The organism is Scytonema sp. UIC 10036, assembly GCF_009725235.1.
Map to the genome: position 1 here is coordinate 149,379 of NZ_WJFC01000002.1, position 21,639 is coordinate 171,017.

Annotated in this window: 17 protein-coding genes; 7 read left to right on the forward strand and 10 right to left on the reverse strand. The window is 40.9% G+C overall.

Annotated features, from left to right (window positions below):
• Positions 1-139: 139 nt before the first annotated feature.
• From F7734_RS02040 to F7734_RS02075, 8 genes are all read right to left on the reverse strand, one after another.
• Positions 140-892: a DUF928 domain-containing protein gene (locus F7734_RS02040; RefSeq protein ID WP_155743142.1), complete on the reverse strand. Its 753-nt coding sequence runs from the start codon at positions 890-892 to the stop codon at positions 140-142.
• A 531-nt stretch (positions 893-1,423) separates the two neighbouring features.
• Positions 1,424-2,473: an ATP-binding protein gene (locus F7734_RS02045; protein WP_155743143.1), complete on the reverse strand. Its 1,050-nt coding sequence runs from the start codon at positions 2,471-2,473 to the stop codon at positions 1,424-1,426.
• Between the two features lie 12 nt (positions 2,474-2,485).
• The gene (locus F7734_RS02050; RefSeq protein WP_155743144.1) at positions 2,486-2,842 is read right to left on the reverse strand and encodes a hypothetical protein; all 357 of its coding nucleotides are present in this window, start codon (positions 2,840-2,842) and stop codon (positions 2,486-2,488) included.
• Between the two features lie 167 nt (positions 2,843-3,009).
• On the reverse strand, positions 3,010-3,501 hold the full coding sequence (locus F7734_RS02055; protein WP_155743145.1) for a hypothetical protein: 492 nt from the start codon (positions 3,499-3,501) through the stop codon (positions 3,010-3,012).
• A 6-nt stretch (positions 3,502-3,507) separates the two neighbouring features.
• A complete protein-coding gene (locus F7734_RS02060; RefSeq protein ID WP_155743146.1) occupies positions 3,508-4,080 on the reverse strand; it encodes a hypothetical protein in 573 nt (190 codons plus the stop codon).
• Between the two features lie 402 nt (positions 4,081-4,482).
• Positions 4,483-6,912 (reverse strand): CHASE2 domain-containing protein, encoded by a 2,430-nt coding sequence (locus F7734_RS02065; protein WP_155743147.1) that lies wholly within the window; start codon positions 6,910-6,912, stop codon positions 4,483-4,485.
• Positions 6,913-6,973: 61 nt separating this feature from the next.
• The gene (locus F7734_RS02070) at positions 6,974-8,299 is read right to left on the reverse strand and encodes a DUF1822 family protein (protein WP_155743148.1); all 1,326 of its coding nucleotides are present in this window, start codon (positions 8,297-8,299) and stop codon (positions 6,974-6,976) included.
• Positions 8,296-9,645, reverse strand: coding sequence for a hypothetical protein (locus F7734_RS02075; RefSeq protein ID WP_155743149.1), 1,350 nt, complete (start codon positions 9,643-9,645; stop codon positions 8,296-8,298). Before F7734_RS02075 ends, F7734_RS02070 begins: the two co-directional genes overlap by 4 nt.
• A gap of 1,279 nt (positions 9,646-10,924) precedes the next feature.
• Between F7734_RS02075 and F7734_RS02080 the strand changes: the two genes are divergently transcribed.
• From F7734_RS02080 to F7734_RS02110, 7 genes are all read left to right on the forward strand, one after another.
• Positions 10,925-14,305 carry a filamentous hemagglutinin N-terminal domain-containing protein gene (locus F7734_RS02080; RefSeq protein WP_155743150.1) on the forward strand — a complete coding sequence of 1,127 codons (3,381 nt, stop codon included), beginning with the start codon at positions 10,925-10,927 and terminating at the stop codon, positions 14,303-14,305.
• The gene (locus F7734_RS02085; RefSeq protein ID WP_155743151.1) at positions 14,305-16,785 is read left to right on the forward strand and encodes a CHAT domain-containing tetratricopeptide repeat protein; all 2,481 of its coding nucleotides are present in this window, start codon (positions 14,305-14,307) and stop codon (positions 16,783-16,785) included. The genes F7734_RS02080 and F7734_RS02085 overlap by 1 nt, the downstream gene beginning before the upstream one ends.
• A gap of 186 nt (positions 16,786-16,971) precedes the next feature.
• Positions 16,972-18,816 (forward strand): ShlB/FhaC/HecB family hemolysin secretion/activation protein, encoded by a 1,845-nt coding sequence (locus F7734_RS02090; protein ID WP_155743152.1) that lies wholly within the window; start codon positions 16,972-16,974, stop codon positions 18,814-18,816.
• Between the two features lie 541 nt (positions 18,817-19,357).
• Positions 19,358-19,597: a DUF2281 domain-containing protein gene (locus F7734_RS02095; RefSeq protein ID WP_155743153.1), complete on the forward strand. Its 240-nt coding sequence runs from the start codon at positions 19,358-19,360 to the stop codon at positions 19,595-19,597.
• A 2-nt stretch (positions 19,598-19,599) separates the two neighbouring features.
• The gene (locus F7734_RS02100) at positions 19,600-20,001 is read left to right on the forward strand and encodes a type II toxin-antitoxin system VapC family toxin (protein ID WP_155743154.1); all 402 of its coding nucleotides are present in this window, start codon (positions 19,600-19,602) and stop codon (positions 19,999-20,001) included.
• Between the two features lie 167 nt (positions 20,002-20,168).
• Positions 20,169-20,390 carry a hypothetical protein gene (locus tag F7734_RS02105; RefSeq protein WP_155743155.1) on the forward strand — a complete coding sequence of 74 codons (222 nt, stop codon included), beginning with the start codon at positions 20,169-20,171 and terminating at the stop codon, positions 20,388-20,390.
• A gap of 132 nt (positions 20,391-20,522) precedes the next feature.
• The gene (locus F7734_RS02110) at positions 20,523-20,735 is read left to right on the forward strand and encodes a hypothetical protein (protein WP_155743156.1); all 213 of its coding nucleotides are present in this window, start codon (positions 20,523-20,525) and stop codon (positions 20,733-20,735) included.
• A gap of 30 nt (positions 20,736-20,765) precedes the next feature.
• On the opposite strand, the gene F7734_RS02115 is transcribed toward F7734_RS02110, so the two are convergent.
• The gene (locus F7734_RS02115) at positions 20,766-21,383 is read right to left on the reverse strand and encodes a Uma2 family endonuclease (RefSeq protein ID WP_155743157.1); all 618 of its coding nucleotides are present in this window, start codon (positions 21,381-21,383) and stop codon (positions 20,766-20,768) included.
• Positions 21,384-21,435: 52 nt separating this feature from the next.
• A complete protein-coding gene (locus tag F7734_RS02120) occupies positions 21,436-21,600 on the reverse strand; it encodes a hypothetical protein (RefSeq protein ID WP_155743158.1) in 165 nt (54 codons plus the stop codon).
• Positions 21,601-21,639: the final 39 nt, after the last annotated feature.

A 21,639-nucleotide genomic window follows, 5' to 3' on the forward strand; every position in this document is an offset into this window, starting at 1 on the left:
AGTCCCAGTGTAACCACAAGAATAACTGCTTTTATATATTTTTCGGACAAGGTAATCTATGTAAAAAGGCTCTTAGCCATTTATACTTACAGCACTTTTAGCCGCCGTTTCAGATTTTTATCCACAAAAATAATTTTTATTACCGACTTACAGTAGTATCTGACGCATCACAGTAGTCAGAAGATGGGATTTGCTGGAGCATACTTTTTAACTCCGCCGAAGGATTTGGCACTGCATACATTTCCGACAGCGCATCCGACCAAAGTTCTTGCTGTGCAAAGTAGTTTGCTTTCTCCAAGGCTATTTTCTCTGCATTGGCTCGTTGTTTCTTGAGTCGCGCTTCCAGTTGCGTTAACTCCTTGGTAATGCGATCGCGCTTTTGAGACTCCATCACCTGAAACTGTATAGTAGGGCTTTTGACTGGATAAGGCATTGAAGCAGTTAACCGCCATTCGTAAAACTGACCTGGTTGCAGAGGTTTGCCATTATAAATGGTCTTTGTTTCTCCTTTGGGAACTTCCTGACTCCAGATAACCTTGTCCCCCCCCCTTTGAAATAGCTCAATTAAATTTGCTGTTCCTCCTTGGATGTTCCAAAGAAAAAGGGGACGTGTATTCCAGATTTCCAGTGTCCCCTCCTTTTGCAAATTTTGTGGATCGACCATTTTTTGAGGTGCAATCGTGCAGATTGACCCCCGTCCACCTCCTGAGCGTTTCTTTCGGCGAAAAGGTGTGACCACATCACCCCATGACAACGCTAAATACATTATATTTATATTTCTTAACAAACCCTGGGCTTGAGGTTGAGTTGCAGCTTGTATTGGCAAAGTTGATACAACAAATAGAGAGGCAATTATCAACAAGAGAAATTGTTGCTTGCTCACTTTACCCATATGATTTTTTTTGCTTTTGATAAAGATTATTAAACAATACAATTGAACAATACAATTGTGATATATTTTCCTCAGGAAAGCTAGTAACAAAATTATTAAGACATTTAGAAGACGCACTACCAAGCGATAAGAATTCTTCTCCACGCCGAAGTAGGAATTATGACAATACGTTGATGTGTCCTCTAATTACTTTTTTGAAGATGGGTGACTCACATTTTGCACCATTCTCAACAAGACCTAAAAAACCGGGTTTCTGAACGAGATATTAAGCTTTCCAAGTGATATGATTTGCAAGAAACCCGGTTTTTGATGCTGGTGCAAGATATCAGGAGGTGAAGAGTTTACACAAAACTCTGTTGTCTTAAGAAAACTCCATACTTCAAGAGTCTAGAGGAAAATGTTATGGTATGGGCTTGACAATTTGCCTCATGTAGATTGGATATCAGCTATTCTGCAAATTGAGCTCAAAAAGCGTTGCAAGCCACTTCAATTGAGTAGCCTGCACCGCTGACACTTTTCATTCTTGTAGAGTTAACTACAGCCATTATTGGTTGATAAAATCTCTGCTTGGTGGTTAATATTAGAGACAGCTTTTTCATAATCCTCTAGAACTGCAGGAGGAAGTTGGTTTGGGGTCACAACCTCTTCTTTGACAACCACTGTCCCTTTTGTTCCAATGCCTACTGTTGAGCCAACTTTTTCTTTACCACTGCGAACCTGTGAGATCGCCTCTTGAATGTCCGACTGCATAACTTTACACTGATTATCCTCTCTGGCTACCGCTTGGCTGGCAGCTATTTTGACTACATTTAGAATATCGCCACCGGCAAGACCCTCAGACTCCTGCGCTAACCAGGTTACTGTCACGTCATTGGCACAAGGCACTTCCTCTGGCAACAGAGCTTTCCACAACTGCTCCCGACAAGCTATATCGGGAAGTTCAAACTCGATATGAGCCAAAATTCGGCGCACGAAAGCTCCATCGTAGTTTCCCGGCAAATTAGTTGCGAAAATTACTACTCCATCGAACTTATCCAACTCCAGCAGCATCACCGAACGGCTGACATTAACGCCGTGATCTGCACTTTGAGTGACGTTAGTCAAGCGCTTGCCCAGGATAGAATCTGCCTCATCGAAAAATATGACAGCACCAGTTTGGCGGGCTTTTTCAAAAGCAGCTTTAATGTTCTTGGGTGTCTCGCCAACGTACTTAGACTCAATCTCAGCGTAATTAACTTTGATAATGGGTTGTTTGAGATAGTAAGCGATCGCATCAGCACAAAATGTCTTGCCAGTTCCGGGGGGACCGAACATATTAATCGCTACCCGACGCCCTTGAGGGTCAATCTTTTTCAGATTCCATTTGTGATACAGCACATCGTGGTAACGAATCCAGTTCAGTGCTACTTCAAGTCGATTGCGTACAGCAGGAGGTAAGATGAGAGCATCAAGGTTGTGGCTCGGTTGCTCAGGAACAAACATTTCTAAGCGTCCCATTTCAACAGCCTCTGGTTTAGAGACTGGTTCTTGAGGTGGCTTAGATACTGGTGAATCTTCTATTCGTTTCCAGTTTGCAGGCATTTTTATCTCTCCTTATTGAAACAAAGACATGATATTTTTCTTGAGATAACCCCGTTTTTGAAACTCAGCGTACACATTTGGGTCACTGTCATAAAGCTCTTCTTCTGTGTACTCTTGTTCAGATACTTGCTGCGTGCCTGTATCCCGTGTTTTTACGAAGATACTGCTTTTAATACCTGTCGCCAGCTTGTCAAGGATGACCCATGCATCCATAAGAGCGCTTTTTTGTAAGCCCTTTTTGCGTAACCAAGCTGCTACGTTCTCCCGAATATCTTTCCAGAACCGGGAAATTAGATACGCGCCTCCGAGCAGTCCGATAACAGCAGCACCAACAAGTACGGGAAGTATCGCAATCGTTCTAAAATCCATTACAATTCTCCTAGGCGTTTGCCGTGTTTACCCAAGAAAAATCCCAAGAACAATTCACCTTCTGATGCCCAGTTTGTAGGAACTGCTCGCCAATAGTTCGGTTGTAGTAAGCAAGACCATTACGAGCTAGTCCTCACCAGATGAACCCTTTCATTGTTTACTTTATGTTAATTGGACATACTCATTTCAGCAATTTCTGCATCGCGCAGTTGAGTGAAATCCAACTCGTAAACACCTTTAGCTTTACGGAGCCACTCTTCACGAACATCTGGTGGCAGTTCTCCCCACTCCACAACTTCTTCGACTTCGCGTTTTACAGGGACAACTTCGCCGTTTTCAAGGTGCTTAATTCCCCAGGATATCCACTGCCGAACCCACTGCTCTGATACGTTTCTCTTAAATCGAACTAATAGTTTGAGCAAAAACTGACGAAGCTTTTGCCACGCTTGCTTGATGGCATTACGAATGGGAATTGCCACATATCGATCTACCCGAGCAAAGGCGTCTCTTACCCATTGGGCACTTGTTTTAAAGTTTTGTTCCAGCCAAGGGAATAAAATATTATCTGCCCATTGTAGAATCTGCTTCCAAAAAGCAATTGCTGCAGTAATACCAATCAAAAAAATGGTAGCGATCGCTTTGATAAAATTGGGATTCATGATAGTTTATCTCTCCTTAGGATACAGCTTGAAACTTTGTTTTTTGCTGCCCGAGCGGATGTATTCCTCACGCACATCTGAAGGCAGGTTATCCCACGGTATGGTTTCCTCAACTCGAAAAACAGTTGGTTTGTCATTGCTGGTGAAAAAGATTTCTGTTTTGCGGTTACACTCCTTCAATTCTTCGTTGATGGGTTCGTAATGGACTTTAATAGTCAGAATCAGGTTTTTGGCTACATCAGCTAGCTGTTTTGCTTCATCTGTGATTACTGTTTTATTGAGTAGCTGTGGTTCAGACTCCTCGCAGAGAATATAGGTAGCACCCAGACAAACTCGTAAGTTTTTACAAAACTTGCTTTGCATGAACTTGGCGATGTTAAGATAAACTTGCAACGTTTCCTGAATATCTGCTCCTTGTCTAAAAGATGCGAAGGTTTTGAGAAGATTATCTAATAGATCTTGCAGGGGTTTAGGAACCTCGTCTAATTTAATTTCTTGGCTGTGTAATGACTGCTTAATGTAGTCCAATGCTGCTGCCATTGGCTCTAGCAAATCTTCCAATAAATGGTGATTTTTCATGGGATATTACCTCTTTGAAAGTAACCTAGCCTTAGAAAGTCGTTGAAACAGTTCGTCAGCATTATTGTTGTCTATGATTTTAACGACCTCACTACTTATTTATAAATAAACGAAGCGTTTTTTCGCAAAATTCTGTTTGTCTACGATCGTACCTAAAGTACAACCTAATCCTTTCATCATTCCTGACACGAATTTACTCATTTATGCAAATTCCTCCAATGAGCTTCTCATTACTAAGGTTTATGAATTAGCGAGAGTTTGCTCTTGTTAATTCAGCCTAATCTTCTGCTTTTTCATATCTTTTGTGACAACTCACTTATGTATAAAATTCTTTAACATCTGCTTTTTGCAACAACATCGTTTACATAACCACGACTCTGGGAAAGAAAATGCCGTTCGACCTTACCCGTGTGAGTTCCTTCTAAACGGTAAGCGAACGTAATTCCACATAGTGACAGACGGTAAAAACCAAGGTAATAACAACGCTGCCGATATGTAAAGCTGCAACGAGACAATAACATAAACGACCAAAGCAATTCTTAACGTCTTCACTAGCAATTTCCTTTGGCTGGGATTATCAAGCAATCTCATTGCGATGTATTTCCCCAATAAAGCTGCTAGCAAAATCATAATAAAATCTGGTACAGGCACTACCAAGCGCCGTGTCAAAAAGTGGTGAACCATGTATGCATGAGCTTTACCACCAGTAAATTTCTCTTGATTCCAGCCACGCCAGAAACTAACAGCTAAAGGGGTAGTAAAGTTATCATCACCTTTTCCTTCCACACCTGCTTCCTCATATCCCCCTGGAGCTATGATGACAACTTTTTTATTGAGGTCTGGTATTTTTGTGTTCTCCTGTTTACAGGAACCTAGTAATTCACAGGCAGATATGGTTGTGTAGGCACGGTCGGGAGGAATGGAAAAATCGATAATGGGATGAAACCATTGAGCAAAGTTTGAGATTGGGTGAAGGTGCAATTTGCTTAAAAAACCTGTGAGATTATCTTGTGCATTTTTGGGAATTAGTAAAGCTAAATGACTCAAATCGCTTAGGCTTTTTAAGTTTAAGTCTTTTAATAAATCAGGAGAATTTAAATTTTGAATTTGATGAGAATAAGCTAATGCTAAAGTATAGCTGAAGGGATAATTATTGTGTTGAGTGCTTGATGTTGAAAGTTCAATATACCATTCAAAAAAGTCTATATTGCCGTGCCAAGTTCCGTTTAATCTAGCGAGCTTATTATTCACCCTACCTTTTTTAGGGTTTTCATATTCCTTATATGCAAACACAAACAAAGTTCCTTTGTTTCTTGCATCCTTAATATGTCGAATAAGGGATTCCTTAGCACTTTCTTGTTGTTCTTTATCTTTATCTAAAAGATAATCAATACCAATTAACTTAGCATTTGACTGGGATAGCTTTTGAATTATGCTTGCCAAATAACTATAATCTATGGGATAGCGTTGTTCAATGTTGTCTTTTGTAAGGGATTTATTATCAATTTGAACCAAAACTAAGGGAGGTTCAACTTTAGACGGCTCTTGAAAAGTAAATTTGCGATAAGCAGCTTGAAGCAAAATGCGTGGCTCTAATAACAAGCTCTGTACTTGTGGAACTAAACTAAGAAGTAGCAATGCTATGAGCCACCCTGCTTCTTTTGGGCTTGGCAGTAGTTGTTTGACAATTGACCCTAAACCAAAAGGTTTAATACGAAATAGTTCGGCATCAGGATGACGAAATAGGGAAGGAACAAGGTAGGCGGAAGGATAAAGAAGGCGCTTTTCCTGTTGCTTGAGATATTGGCTGGTATCCAGTAAAGCTTCATGGACATCTTTGTATTCAGCTAAACTGTTGATAAACTGTAATAAAAATTCCTGTGCCACTTTATTGTGGATTGGCTCGCGCATCACCGCAACCTGGCTCAAACCTAGGTTAATTAAAGATTCTGCTATGTTGATACCACTACAGGAGTTAAAAATGGCAAACTGAAGCCCTCGCTTTTTCGCTATTTTAAGTGCTTCCTCAATTTCGTGAATCGATAGAGAAACCCCCGGTGCAATCCCAAATTCACCACCAAGTACAGTTTCATTGCTGTGTCCAGCAAAAAACAATACGTCCCAGCCGTCTTCATTGGCGATCGCTTGAGCTATTCTTGTTTTTAGCGTCCCACAATTAACTTCAGTTTTTTCCTTGTCCGCTTCCCAACCAATAAACTTCACCTCTGCAACTCGACGTAAGGAACGCACTGCTTCTTCGTCTGCTGCAAAATTCAAGCCAGTGTCATCACCTAGGATGGCTAAAATCCTTACTTTACGCCGAAGCGAGCGGACGGGTTCAGAAGAAACATTAGCTGGAGTGCGAACAATACGTATTTTACCCGAGTCCCCTAAATCTGTACCAATTTCCCAGGTTTCCCAAGGAAGCCGCGCCAGTTCTATGGGGGTACAACATAGAAAGACTTCACAACAGTGCTTTCCTGCTTCTAAATGCTTGCTAGCAGCTTTAGCTTTTGCAATCTCACTGCGAATTCTCTCCAGATCCGGGCTTAGTAACCAACGATGAAATTCATGCAACAGATCCACTTCTGCATTAACGAGCTGATTATCGCTGTCAATAGGGGGGGTACTACCACCACCACTGCTGACCTTCCGTCCTCGAAGCTGTCTGTAATAGTTTAAATAAGCTTCTCTCCACCGTTCGTACTTCTGCATCAAGGACTGAGGATAATTCACATTAACAGCGATTGTCCGCCCTTCTCCTCGCAACTCAAAGCGACAAACTGATTCAATTTGGGTAACATTGAGATGAAAAGCTGTTCCATTCATCATGAAATTTTACATTTTTGATTAGTCAAAAGTCAAATGATTTCTCTCCATTTTTATATTTCCATCATTTTTGCGCTCGATAAAATTCAAATGGTGGTAAACTTTGCTCTTCTCCATCTGCTGTTGTAATAGTTGCCAAAAATTTATCTTCACAACTCCCTTCTACACAAGTAAAAATATAGTCTTGACTGCTCGATGGTTGCAGTTCCTCTTCAACCAGTATATCCTTTTGGTCACTCACTCGCAATTTCACTGCATATGGTAGCTGATGACCGGGAATAACCTTTAATATCAACAGTAAAGCCCATTCATTTTCTTCATTAGGTAAAGACCAACTAACCGCATATAGCCTTAACCGACTTTGAAGTGGTATGTCTCGGTAGGCGCGACCAGCGAAATCAGGAAGATCGAACTGATGAGTGCGTTTAATTTCTGCAAGAACTGTTCTTAATTCTTGTACGAGAGGTGATTCTATTGTGCGTATTGCTGTAAGCGGTGGTAAAACTTGCCAAGATAAAGCTTGAGCTACCTCATCTATTTGGTTATTTAACCAACTTCTAACATTTATCGTTTTTTCAGTTAAAATCTTTAGTAAATCTGATAAATGCTTGTTAAGAAAAGCAGTATCCTTTGTCAAAGAATTATACAGCCAGTAAAGTAAATCCTCATTCGTCAGGACTGCTACCCCTTGTTCCCAACTTAAAACCTTCCACAAAGGACGCTGATGCGCTTGAGTTAATAAATCTAACAGTGTTGCTTGCAGAGTAGCTAAAGTAGCTTGACGATTTTGTGGGATTTCCGGTAGAGGAATAGCCGTAGAGACTAAACTTTGTAAATAAAGCAACAGATCATCAGATTCGTGATGAAAATAAGACAAGGGTAGATGGTAATTCCAGTCCACTTCAACTAGGAATTCAGACTGATAGTACATCAATTCATTATAGTTTAAAAATCCTTGAATTGTCGCTAATTCTAATTCTTCTTCTAGACCAAGAACAACATAAAAGTGAGCAGCAAATTCAGGTAAATCTATCACAGCCCTCGGAATAGTCACTTCTTCATCTACCAATAATGTCTTGGGAATCAAACAAACTTTAAATTCCCCTATTCTCAAATGACATACTGCATCAATGACATTGGCATAGTACAATCGAGCGAGGGAAGATTGTTCTTTATTAATATGAAGGTTGGGTTCTCTTTGATGAAGCCATTCTTCAAAAGCAAATAAAGCTAAAGCTTGACAATAAACCTGCCATCTCCGGTTTACGTTTTGAAATTTTTGGCTAATATCTAATGCTTTTTCTGGCTGTTCTGGTTCCAGGTCTATTATTTCTGAATTCCTTTGAAACTCAAATAAATCCTTGGTAAATTCGCTTAGATAATTAGTCATTGTATTTCCTCTCTCGTTTTAAGATATTGACAAATTTTTTGAGCCAATTGACTCTTTATAACACGATTTTGTCCCGCGCTAGCTTCTTTTTCTGCTTCTTTAATAACAGCTTCAATATTTTCAACTAATGCTTCTTGTATTTTAGAGTTTAAAATTTTTAGTTGCTCTGAATTTAATTTATGGGAAAAAAGTTCTAAAATATACTTTTGCAAACAAGGTAATGTTGCACGTCCAATATCGCTGCGTAAGGTTTTCAGATCTAAGAGGCGACTTAAATGAGGTTGGTCTGTGAATCCTAGTAAAGAAGCTATTTCTTTCATAGGCACTCCCTGGCAATGAAATAAATGGAGTGCTTTGAGGTAATTTTGTGCCTTCTTAAGAGTTTTCTCAGTTTTTTTGCTTTGCAAATAAGTAAAGCGTGCTTGAATTACCTGCTTTACTGAACAAGCTAAACAAGCTTCAAACTGAGGACGATATTGTCCTAAAAAGTCTAATGCGTCATTATCTTCACTGGCTTCAACAGGGGGAGGAAATGTAACTTTTCCAGGAATACGTGCTGTTCTTAGCAAACTAGCAAGTTCTTGCAGTTTTTCCAAGACTTGTTCAGCAGATATTCTACGGCTGTCTGATAATTTTTGAGCCATTTCATTGAGTTGCTCAACTGTTGGGTCTGGGTACCTAGCCCTAGAACCATCCTTGCGCTTCTCCAATAGTTGTGTTCGATAAACTTGGTGGTAACTATCCAGTAGTTGCAACGCTTGCTCGATTTCAGTATGCGTGCGCTCAAAGCTCGCTAAAACTCGCTTTAAACGTCCGGGAGTCGCGTAATTGAGAATCATCCAGTTAGTGACCTGCTCGATCCCACATTCTAGCAAAAATTGTTTGACAAAGCGATCGCTTTTCAACATCCTGCTAGTCCAAGTCGATAAATTGCTTTTTTCTGGATCAAAAGTCTTTAAAATTCGAGTAGTTAAAGACTCGTTCCTGACCGGGGTTCTAGAAGAAGCTTGACGTAACGACCTAGGGAACGCGTCCAACACCATTGGAAACAAATCAGCGCTAGTAAAATCGTGTTTTTCACCAAACTTCTGTTCCAGTCCCAAGCAAAGTTCTTTAATCTGGTTAGAAATAAAGCAGCGCAAACAAGCTTCAGCCATATGGCGACGAGTGTCATCAAACTGAAACCAGTGCATAAGTTGGCGTTGGATATTTCGGTGCGCCGCATCCTCAGCCTCAACGAATTCTAGGAACTGTTGCTGAAAAAAAGCTTTATTATCAGTCATTTCTTTAGTTTGACACTTGCCAAAACTATTAAGTCCCACCAAAACCCAATATTTAGATGTCATACTTGTCAATATTTTACCCTCCCCCTACAACTTGACTAATATTGCATAGCATTTGTCCCAGTTTTCTCATTGGCTGGGGTTAGAGTTTACAGCAATTGGGATAGAACTGGCTTTACTAACCACTGCTGTGGTACTAAATCAAGTGTCACATCTGTAAAAAATAAAACCATGAGAAATGGCTTCATTTCCAGATTCTCCATTATATTTTACTGAACTATATCTTTTAGAAAGCTGAACTTATGTATTTTTGTCAAAAATCGGAAATGGATCTAGCAGTGTACGGAAAAGAATTTTATACGTTGGGGTAAATCCAACATTTCTACATTTGTTGATTTTCCATAGTTGCATGGGGATAAAAGCTCCACTTAATAGGGATCTCTTGATTGTAAACACACAACAGAAGCTTAGGTTTTATCCACAAAACCAAACTTTCGTCAATATAGAATTTCTAATTTTGCTAAGAAAACAATACTAGAGCGCCGGTCCAGTAGAAGTGCTTGACGTAAAACCCAAAATATGGGGGTTATTAAAATCGGCGATTTTGGCGTTATGTTTTAATGCGTTCGCGTAGCGTCTCCGAAGGAGAATCGCTAAAAACCAAAGCCAAATATTTAGTCCAAAATCAGCGTTTTCCCGTTCCACACATAATATCCTTTTTGTCATGACAAAAATACAATCATGCGTATTGAGGTGAAACCCCGATTTTTGGTGAAATATTTGGGTCTGATTTTTAGCGCTCGCATAAAGACGGAATACTAAAATCCCAGATTTTAACTCCTTGCATATCTTGCGTTTTATGTCAACTACTTCTACTCGACCGACGCTCTAGTTTTGCAAATCTTATTATGTTGTGACTAATTGGGAAAGCCATAACTCTTAAGAAACACATTCTAAAACCCATATATAGATAGCGAGGTTTACAGAATATTGTGTTTCTTCCATATATCACTAGCGGCGTAGTCCGCTAGTCGGAGGCTCATATCTTGCACCTCTCCGTAGAAAACCGTATATTCAAAAAATATGTATAATAAAGCTATAAATTTTTCTTGACTTTTCTCTCTAAATAAAGGATTTTATGTTGAATACTGAGTAACAAAATAACATAAGTTTTCTTGGTGCAAGATGTGAGCCTCTGACAGGCGCGGTGAACGCGCCTGTAAAATATGGAAGAAACACAATTTACCAAAAGCCTTGGTAAATAAGCGTTTTAAAATGTGTTTCTTAGGAGAAACTTAATTGTGTAGCAATTGGTAAGAAGAAGTACTTCGGAGAAGTTATTATGAAAAATAGAGTGCTAATTGGCTTGCCAGCTACCAGGGAAAAATTTTTCAAACTAGCTGTATGTAAGCGCTTCCAAATCCCCAATTGTGCTTTGCTCGTAATAGCACTGCTAAGCTTCATTAGTACCCTAGCAAGTGAGCAAGTCGTTGCACAATCCATTACTGCTGAATCGGGTGCTAATGGCACTGGCACCCTAGTAACACCAGATGGCAACCGCATTGACATCACTGGTGGGAAACTTTCCAGAGATGGTACTAATCTCTTTCACAGCTTCGAGAAATTCGGACTCGACTCCAATCAAATAGTTAACTTTCTTTCCAACCCACAAGTCCGCAACATTTTAGGTCGTGTCGTCGGTGGAGATGCCTCCACGATCAATGGCATCATACAGATGACGGGTGGGAATTCAAATCTCTTCCTAATGAACCCATCTGGTATTGTGTTTGGTCCCAATGCCAGCTTGAACGTACCTGCTTCCTTTATGGCAACTACCGCTAACAGTATTGGCTTTGGTTCCAACTGGTTTAATGCCACAGGTACCAACAACTATGCAGCGCTAGTGGGTACTCCCAACACCTTTGCCTTTACCATGTCCCAACCAGGGGCGATTGTAAATGCTGGGAACTTGGCAGTTAGTGAGGGGCAAAATTTAACCCTCTTAGGCGGTACGGTTGCTAACACCGGACAACTCAAAGCACCAGGGGGTAATATTACTGTGGCATCGATACCAGGTAATAATATGGTAAGCATCCGCCAAGAGGGAAATTTGTTGAGCTTGGAGGTGCGATCGCCATTACCAACCGAAAATCGACCCACCAACTGGGCTTTGCAGATTTTGTCTCTACCTGAATTGCTAACAGGTGGAAATGTGGGGAATGCGACTGGAATTCGGGTAAACAACGATGGCACAGTATCTCTAACAGGATCTGGTGTCAAAATATATACGAAGAGCGAGTCTCTCATATCATCTGGCACTATCGATGCTTCAAGTACATTACCAGGCAAATCAGGAGGTGCTGTCCAAGTTCTAGATAAAACTGATGCAGGTATTTTGCTTGGTGGAAATATTGTCTCAAATGGTGGAAATATCACGTTGAACACTACTAGAAGTGTAACTCTCACTAATGATGTTGCCCTCAGTACAGGTAAAGACGTTGGGGGCGACATCACTGTAGTGGGACCCATTAATAGCGACTCCGTGAATTCCCTAAGAAGTTTAGAAATCACAGCAGGAACAGGTAATGTCAATGTAAACCAAACCATTGGTGGCAACGAAAGGAATCCTCTCAACCGTGTGAATATCAGTGGCAAAACTGTTACTATTGTTTCAGTTTTAACTCAGGGAGACTTGGAGTTACAGGCACAGGAAAGCTTGACCGTCGAAAACAAATTGGAAGCTGGGGGAAATATGCGTTTAGAGTCTCTACAGGGAAATTTAATTCTCAAAGACAAACAATTGAGTTCCTCTGGAAATATACGTTTAGAGTCTCCAAAGGGAGACTTAATTCTCGAAAACAGCCACCTGAGTTCCTCTGGAAAAATAGAGTTACTAGCGCGGGATACAGTCCAAGTGAAGGACACGGCATCAAACACTTCTTTAGTTAGAGCACAGAAAAACTTGTCTATTCAAGGTAAGCAAGGCATCAATATCAATGCGTTAAATAATCCACTCTCATGGTTTCAAAGTGGTGGTAACTTCAGTTTGGTCAGCGATGGTGTCATTACAGGTAATGGACGTTTTGCCAGTAGCGGTGATTTTTCAACTCGCAAACTGTTAGGCGAACCTACAGGCTTTAACATTACCTCCATTAACTCAAATGGCATTATCAGTTCGCATGGAAATGTTACATTTGGCGAATACACGGGTGCAGCGCTTAAGGTGGAAGCAGGAGGAAGCATTACTGCAACAGGAAATATCACAATCACAGAATCAAATCCTTCTGTTCTTGGTAGCATAGACCCAAGTCAGTCACTTTTAGCAAAAGACCAAGATATTCCCATTTTGGCTAATAGTCCTGCTTTTATCTTACGAGCAGGTGTGACCGAATTGCGAAACTCTCCCAGTATTCCCACAACAGCAGTAGGGGGAGCGACCTTTACATCTACCGCCAACTCTTCATCATCGGGAAGTATCACTGTAAACGGTGACATTACCACCAATAAAGGTCCTATAATCTTGTCTGCTACTGGTAACATCATAACTGGAAAGATTACAACTAAAGGTCAATCTAATGAAGATTTTAATAAGCATCGTGGCTTTCTTGGTGGTTATGTAAATCTTTCTTCAGGTGGTGATATCCAAGTTCAAACGATTGATAGCAGCCGCAATAATAGCTCGACTGCTGGTGATATTACTATCAAAGCTGCTGGTATTTTCCGAGCAATAGGTTACTTTATCCCATCTTCTAATGGGAACAATAATTACCAAAATAATGGAGGAGTATTGACAACAAAGGTTTCAGAAATACCAACCAGCATCCAAGCATTTGCAGGTACGAATGACGGTGCTAAAATCGACATCCAGCATGGAGGCAATTCTTTTAAAGTTGGGCCACAAGAAGTAATTTATCAGACCAAAGAAGGTTTAAGGGTGTATCCACAAATTCGCGATGGCAGATTGGATTATGAACAATTCAAAGATGAAAATCAAAAGGTATATTCTATATCTCAAGTTACTTATTTGAGCAAACCCCTGACTTTGAACGATCTGACAGATCCCAACAGAATTAGCTTTACTGCTGGCGCTATTGCTGTTGATGATGCAAATAATGGATATATGCCAGTTTCATTGCAAGATGTTATATTGGGTACTAGTATCTTGAAAAGAGACAGTAGATCTTCTATCCAAGTCAATTTTATCCCTAGCAATAGTAGTAGTGGTAATAGTACCGCAGTTGGTGGTAACAACACTACTACTTCTATCCCTAGCAACAACAGCAGTGGTGTTCAAGGTGATGGAACAGACAGTGGTATAGCTAACAATGCACCAGTAGAGATAATACAGCAAAATACGGCAACTAATGGTTCCTCTTCTTCGCTTGGTGGCAGTAATAGCGGTACTGGTAGCAATGATAGTGCTACAATTTCAAACAGCAATAGTACACCCAGTGGCAATCGAGATGATAATCGCACAGACAGTAGTATAGGTAACAACGCACCCATTGAGGAAATACAGCAAAATGCCCAAGTTAATCGCTCTTCTTCCTCACCTTCCTCTAACTCTGGCTCTGCTGACCTCACCCTTGATGAAAATCTAACAAGTAGTTCTCAGCAATGTAATGCTACTGAGATGAAAGCCAATAGTGATGGAAGAATAGAATTGATCGGTTCTTGCGTGCCCAAAGCAACAGGGAATTCTAGTCAGTTACCTTCTAAATAATGAAACCTTTTAAAATCAGCTCAATACGATTGCGTCGTGCAGCACATCTACTGATAAACCTGCTGGTTATTTTCTTAGTTCTCTTTGCTGAAGGCTTGCCAGCGCCATTAGGAACAGCACTAGCAAGGGCGCAAATTCAAGATAACCGCAAATTACAAGCAGACCAATTATTCCAACAAGGAATTAAACAATATCAAAGCAAACAGTTAGAAGCTGCCATTGAATCCTGGGAACAAGCACTCACAATTTATCGAACGCTTCGCGATATCCAGGGCAAGGGATCTACCTTGGAGAAACTTGCTGCTGTCCATCTAGCTCAACAAAACTATAGCAAAGCAGTTGAATATTTGCAGCCGTTGTTGACTATCGCCCAAACCATTGGGAACCGCAAAGCTGAGGCGCAAACTCTTGGAAATCTAGGAATTGCTCACAGAGGTTTAGGCAAATATGCCAAGGCGGTTGAATTAAATCTTCAAGCTTTGGAGATTATGCGGATAATCAAAGACCACCAAGCAGAGGGGCAGATTCTAGGAATTTTAGGGAATGCTTACGCATCTTTGGGCAAATATGACCAAGCGATTGAGTCCCACCAGCAAAGCTTGCTAATTGCACAGAAAACCAATGACCGCATTGGGGAAGGCACAACTTTAGGAAATTTGGGAGGCATTTACTCCAGTTTGGGAGATTATAACAAAGCCATTGAGTCTTACAAGCAGAGTTTAGAGATTGTACGCTCCCTTAACAATCGCGAAGGTGAGGGATATATCCTCAACAATCTAGGAGTAGCTTATCATATCGAGGACAATTTAACACAGGCAACGAATTACTACAATCAGAGTTTAGCGATCGCTCGAACTATCAGCAACCGCCAGCTAGAGGGGGAAGCCTTGACAAGTTTAGCAATGGCTTACGAGGATCGAGGTAACTTTACAGGTGCAATTGAACTGCATCAGCAGAGTTTAGCAATTGCCAGAGCGATTAGCAATCCACAGGCAGAAGCACTGGCTCTCAACAACCTAGGACATACCTTATTTGTATCTAGTAATCTTGTAGAAGCAGAGAAACAACTACGCCTTGCAATCGAGGTTTTAAAATCTCTAAGATTTGGCTTAACTGATAATTACAATGTATCGGTTTTTGATACGCAAATTTCCACTTACAACCTGTTGCAACAAGTCCTAATTGCTCAAAATAAACCAGAAGCAGCCCTGGAAATTTCTGAGCAGGGACGTGCAAGAGCTTTTGTGGCATTATTAGATAAGGGATTATCAGAAAACTTAAAAAAGCAACGGAAAAACGGAATTAATAGCGTTCACACAGAATCAATTACAATTGCAAAAATTAAACAACTTGCCCAAGCGCAAAAGGCGACATTTGTTGAATATTCCATCGTTCCTGACGACAGTTTTAAGTTTCAAGGCAAATTACGAGGTCGAGAATCAAAACTGTTTATTTGGGTAGTCAAACCTACAGGTGAAGTCGTGTTTCGTCAAGTTGACCTCAAACCTCTCTGGCAACAAAAGACTTCGATAGCACAACTCGTTACCAATAGTCGTGAGTCCATTGGTGTCAGAGGTTTGTTCTCCGTGGAAGTCCTGACGGCACCAACAACAGACCAAAAACAACGCCAACAACAACTTTACAACCTCCTGATTAAACCCATTGCTTCAGATTTGCCAAAAAACCCTCTTGAGCGTGTCATCTTTATCCCACAAGAATCTCTGTTCCTAGTTCCCTTTGCCGCTTTGCAAGATGCAACGGGTCAATACTTAGTTGAGAAGCATACCATACTCACATCTCCAGCAATTGAGTTATTAGATTTCACACAATTGCAACAGCAACGCCTTCAAGGCAAAGCCCAGGATGTGCTGATAGTTGGTAATCCTACCATGCCCAAAGTTGCCCTTGACCCAGGCAAACCACTCCAGCAGTTACCGCCTCTACCAAATGCCGAAAACGAAGCAATTGCGATCGCAAATCTTCTCAATACCCAAGCCATTGTCGGCGACAAAGCCACCAAAGCAGACATCCTACGACAGATGCCCAAAGCCCGCCTGATTCATCTGGCCACCCACGGGTTATTAAACGACGTTCAATCTTCAGGTGTACCGGGTGCGATCGCACTTGCTCCCTCTTCCCAGGATAACGGTCTGCTCAGTGCTAGCGAAATTGCCAATCTCAAACTCAACGCTTTCCTGGTCGTCTTAAGTGCCTGCGATACAGGGCGAGGAGAAATTACAGGCGATGGCGTCATTGGGTTATCCCGCTCATTCATCAGTGCGGGAGTCCCCAGCATCATTGTCTCTTTGTGGGCGGTGCCAGATAGCCCTACTGCTTTATTGATGACCGAGTTTTACCGTCAACTGCAGCACAATCCCGACAAGGCGCAGGCGCTACGCATCGCCATGCTCAAGACTAAGGAGAAACACCCAAACCCAAAAGACTGGGCTGCTTTTACTCTCATTGGTGAGGCAGACTGAGATTCATACGGGAAAACAAAGACTCCCTACAGTAACGGTACAAAAATACTACAATACTACCAGCAAAAAGTGGCAACAGAAGACCGCTATGCGAAATTTTGAGTCAAGTGAATAAGTTGCTTTGAATGGCAACAATATATCTAATGGAGGATGCGCTACCTAAATTAATTTAACCTAGGAGGTACAATGGCTGGAGTGTCTGTGCGTAGAAACTGGTTGTCAGGCTTGGGGATCGTCATTGCTAGCACTATAGTACTGGGGTCAAGTGACCAAGCAAGAGTTGTATACTTCCTGCGCGATGCTGAACTTCCAAAATTTCTGTTAAAAAATGCCAATCTAAGCAGTGCCAACCTATTGCTGCTAGTTGCCTCACCAGCCCAGGCTCAAACATTACCCGTCCCACCTGGTGACAAACCAAATCCTAACATTGACCGTTTTCCTCAACCCTTACCCACACCGCAACCTCTACCACCTAGGGACAGCCAACCTATCATCCCTACTCCATCACCTCCAGCACCCATACCCGAACAACCACCTATCAGCATTCCTGTCCGTCAAATCGAAGTCACTGGCAGTACTGTTCTCAGCCAAGATGAAATTGCTACTATTACCAAACCATTTGAAGGACGTTCCGTCACCCTTAAAGACCTCAGAGGCGTAGCAGACTCTATCACACAAATTTACTTAAATCAAGGATACATTACTTCTAGAGCCGTTTTGGTAGACCAGGAAATAACCAACGGTGTCGTAAAAATCTTGGTAATAGAAGGTTCTCTAGAAAAAATTGAGGTGCAAGGCAATCGAAGACTGAATTCTTCTTACATTCGCCGCCGTATCAAACTTGGTGCAGGTAAACCTCTAAGAGCAAGTAAACTGGAAGACCAGCTAAGATTGCTCAAAGCCGATCCCCTATTGACTAACGTTGAGGCAACTTTAAAACCCGGAACGGACTTAGGACAAAGCATTCTCTCAGTCAGAGTTACAGAAGCCAAAGCTATCAATGGATTTGTAGGAGTTGACAACTACTCACCCCCATCTGTGGGTTCAGAACGTTTTGGTGGTGTTATTAGCTACCGTAACTTAACTGGAATTGGCGATGAATTGAGCGCTTCCTATTATCGTTCTACCACTGGTGGTTCTAATTCTTTCGATTTCATCTACAGGGTACCAGTGAATGCAATGAATGGCACATTGCAGTTACGATATGCTCCTACTGATAGCAAAATCACCGAACCTTCATTTTCTAGATTTAACATTACTAGCGATAGTGAATTGTATGAAATTAGTTATCGTCAACCTTTGATAAGGACACCCCGTGATGAATTTGCTTTATCTTTGGGGTTTGCCGTGCAGGATGGGCAAAACTTTTTGGAAGGGGTCCCCACACCCTTTAGTCAGGGTCCTGATGAACAAGGTAACAGCAAAACACGGGTACTGAAGTTTGGGCAAGATTACATCAAACGCGACTCAAAAGGCGCTTGGGCTATACGTTCTCAATTCAGTTTTGGTCTTGACGTGTTAGATGCTACTATTAACTCCGACCCGACTCCTGATGGGCGCTTCTTCAGTTGGTTGGGACAAATTCAGCGAGTGCAACTTTTGGGCAGAGATCACTTATTAGTTGCTCAAGCTGATGTACAACTAACACCAGATAGCCTGCTACCGTCTCAACAATTTGTGATTGGTGGCGGTCAATCTTTACGCGGTTATCGGCAAAATGCCCGTGCTGGCGACAATGGCTTTCGCTTGTCTGTGGAGAACCGCATCGCCCTACAACGAAATGCAACCGGACAGCCAAACCTGCAACTGGCACCTTTTATTGATATAGGTGAGGTTTGGAATGCATCTGGCAATCCTAATAAAGTGTCAACTCAAACCTTTCTTGCATCCGTAGGTTTGGGATTGATTTGGGAACCCCTCACCCACTTCTTAATACGGCTTGACTATGCATATCCTTTCGTGGATTTGAGCGATCGCGGCGACAACGCCCAAGACGAAGGGTTTTACTTTAGTGTTGGCTACGGCTTCTGATGCGCGAGTTGGAATTTAATCATGAGTGATAAAGGAGAAACACCCAAACCAAAAAGACTGGTCTGCCTTCACTCTTATTAGTATTGACTAGCTAGAAAGCAATGCTTGCATTTGTGCTTTGTAAGCTAGGCACAGCAAGCCTTTGACACTTTTCGGAGACGTCTTTTGTGCTTCTTCCTTGGATTGAGCTTCCTTGGAATAACGTAAACGTTCAGGCTTTCGAGAAAAATTTTAAAATCGTATGTCAATTCATCGGTTTAGTTGTTGGTGTCGTTCTGGGTTTCTTTCGATGAGTTTATTAAAATTCTACAAGAGTATCGGATTTTGGACTCTTTTTCCGAGTATGATTCTATTGCTTTAATATCGTTGAGACAACCTGTAAGCGATCGCAAGCTTGGATTTGAGTCAGGATGATACTCATTAATGCCAACTAATAGTGCATAAATCTTTTTATTGGACTTTGGACAAAAAGTTTCCGCCGTGCTATGTTAGTCATCAGCTTGTAAAATAGAAAATGAAAAAGCTGTGAGAAGGATAAAATATGACTATTAAAGAATTATTAATCCAAGAAATAGAAACTTTACCACCAGAGTTACTAACAGAAGCCCTTAATTTTGTTCGAAACATTAAAACCAGTCATATAGCAAAGCAGTCCAATAAAAATAACTTACGCGGTTCTACAGCTGAAGATTTACTAGAATTTGCAGGAACTTGGTCTGGTGATGATATTAGAGAATGTCTTCAGCTTGTTCATGATACTCGTATGCCACTGGAATTTTAAGAATGTATTTGCTTGACACAAATCATTGCACTTTTTTGATAGAAGGTGAGTCAAAAGTTGTCAATCACTTTCGGGAACTAGGTAAGGTTACACTCGCCACTAGTGTCATCGTCGCAGGTGAACTCAGATTCATGGCACAAAACTCCCAACAAAAAACTGCAAATCTTATCAGAGTTCGGGCATTTCTCAACAGAATAGATATTTATCCAATTGATGATGAAACAGCCAAAATTTATGGCGATTTCAAGTCTGAAATTATTAAAAGATTTGCTGCAAAAGAAAAGAGTAAACGCAAAACAACTCAAATACAAGAAATTGGTATTGGTGAAAATGACCTATGGATTGCTGCTACAGCTATACGCCATTCATTAATTCTCGTTACATCAGATAGCGATTTTCTTTGAATGCGTCAAGTCAGGGAATTTCCTGTAGAAAGTTGGATTTAATTGATTTTATTTGCTACTCAATTCTTTCCTCTCTATCTTAATGGTGGTAGCAGTCCGCCTACAACCGCACCATAATAAACAGCAAAAATTCCCTCCTAAAAAAAATAGGAGGGAGCGAACGTACAGTGTTAAAGCCAGTTACCGCTTACTGGAGTTTAGACAAGATGTTTCACATCTTAAGAGAAAGATGGACATTTAAGCAAATAGAAAAAGGTATTAACAACTCTGAATATACAACGTTAGAAATGTCTGAGATGTTACCAACAGTGCTAACAGTTATGTTCGGTGAATTTGGAGTTAAGCCTGTTGTAAAATTACTTATTTACATCCCACCTTCCGCACCCTAAAGTGTCACAATACGAATTTTGGACGTTTGAGGATTTGGAGTTGGCGTCGCTAACCCAAATAACGCTAAAAATGTATAAAATGTAGCCTTCTGGTAAAGAAAAATCCGAAAAAACCGATTGTGACAGTAGGGGGTGCGGAATGGGGGTTACATTGATACTATTGTAAATACTGAAAATAAAGAACAAGTAGACAGAATTTATAATCTATTTGCTAGTGATAAATTTGATGAACCGAAAGAGATTGGTAGGCAAACATATTTACCAATTCCGAAACTTGTAAAAGAATTAAAAGAAGTTGCTGAAACGCTTGATATAGATGGATTGAGTGAGAAAATACCGTTATGAATAGTTACCCGGAATGTACCGGGTAAAAAATTATGCTACAGAGTCAAAAATTTGTTGAGCAGTAAGGTTTAATTGCGGGAAAGTAGGCGATACAATACGGTCGCTACCTCTAAATGGATTCATTTGGTATTCTCCGTCTATCAATTCACACACAAAAATTGTACGCTGTTTGGGATTACCAATGTACCTACGTCCGCCTAGGGCTTTATAATCTACAATCCAGTACTCGCGAATACCCATAGCAGCATAATCATTAAATTTACCATCGTAATCATCTTGCCAATTGGTACTCACAATCTCAACGACCAATGGGATTGAGTCAGGACAACTTAGTGTTGATTCTTTTTCCCACAATGGTTCATTGATAAGATTTTCGCGATTGATTACTATTAAATCGGGCTTATAAGTAGTTGATGAGTTTATTTTTACTAAAGTTGATTCAGACGTTCGGTAAGAGAGTTGTTGTAATTTAATAGCTTCGATTAGTGCTATAACTAAAAAACCTATCACCTCGGTATGTGAGCCACTGGCAGGGGGCATTTCAAATATCACTCCTTTGTGTAACTCGTAATTTTTGCCGTCGTTTGGATACCATTCAATAAATTCATCGTAGGTAAATAAGCGTTGAAGGGGTTGTGCTTGAGTCATAGTAATTTACCAATTTTTCTAACATACTTATAGTTTGATAAATTTTTAAAAATTAATCACCTGTATTATCTCCATCCCAGGTACGAGTAAGTTCCTCAACGGTAACACCTTCAGCGTTCGCCAAATCTTCTAATTGCTTGTTTATCTCGTCAAAGTTGGCGGCTATTCTCGCAGCTAGTATCTGTGAAGCGTATGAACTCGGAGTTTTGCCGCTCAACTCTGTACGTTCGCTCCTGATTGAAGGGGAAGAGGAATT

What these genes read in the sequence shown, in the direction of transcription:
- F7734_RS02060 (WP_155743146.1), bottom strand. Translation starts at nt 4,080, where the DNA reads ATGAAAAATCACCATTTATTGGAAGATTTGCTAGAGCCAATGGCAGCA.
- F7734_RS02065 (WP_155743147.1), bottom strand. Translation starts at nt 6,912, where the DNA reads ATGATGAATGGAACAGCTTTTCATCTCAATGTTACCCAAATTGAATCA.
- F7734_RS02045 (WP_155743143.1), bottom strand. Translation starts at nt 2,473, where the DNA reads ATGCCTGCAAACTGGAAACGAATAGAAGATTCACCAGTATCTAAGCCA.
- F7734_RS02100 (WP_155743154.1), top strand. Translation starts at nt 19,600, where the DNA reads ATGTATTTGCTTGACACAAATCATTGCACTTTTTTGATAGAAGGTGAG.
- F7734_RS02080 (WP_155743150.1), top strand. Translation starts at nt 10,925, where the DNA reads ATGAAAAATAGAGTGCTAATTGGCTTGCCAGCTACCAGGGAAAAATTT.
- F7734_RS02040 (WP_155743142.1), bottom strand. Translation starts at nt 892, where the DNA reads ATGGGTAAAGTGAGCAAGCAACAATTTCTCTTGTTGATAATTGCCTCT.
- F7734_RS02085 (WP_155743151.1), top strand. Translation starts at nt 14,305, where the DNA reads ATGAAACCTTTTAAAATCAGCTCAATACGATTGCGTCGTGCAGCACAT.
- F7734_RS02090 (WP_155743152.1), top strand. Translation starts at nt 16,972, where the DNA reads ATGGCTGGAGTGTCTGTGCGTAGAAACTGGTTGTCAGGCTTGGGGATC.
- F7734_RS02070 (WP_155743148.1), bottom strand. Translation starts at nt 8,299, where the DNA reads ATGACTAATTATCTAAGCGAATTTACCAAGGATTTATTTGAGTTTCAA.
- F7734_RS02095 (WP_155743153.1), top strand. Translation starts at nt 19,358, where the DNA reads ATGACTATTAAAGAATTATTAATCCAAGAAATAGAAACTTTACCACCA.
- F7734_RS02115 (WP_155743157.1), bottom strand. Translation starts at nt 21,383, where the DNA reads ATGACTCAAGCACAACCCCTTCAACGCTTATTTACCTACGATGAATTT.
- F7734_RS02075 (WP_155743149.1), bottom strand. Translation starts at nt 9,645, where the DNA reads ATGACATCTAAATATTGGGTTTTGGTGGGACTTAATAGTTTTGGCAAG.
- F7734_RS02050 (WP_155743144.1), bottom strand. Translation starts at nt 2,842, where the DNA reads ATGGATTTTAGAACGATTGCGATACTTCCCGTACTTGTTGGTGCTGCT.
- F7734_RS02055 (WP_155743145.1), bottom strand. Translation starts at nt 3,501, where the DNA reads ATGAATCCCAATTTTATCAAAGCGATCGCTACCATTTTTTTGATTGGT.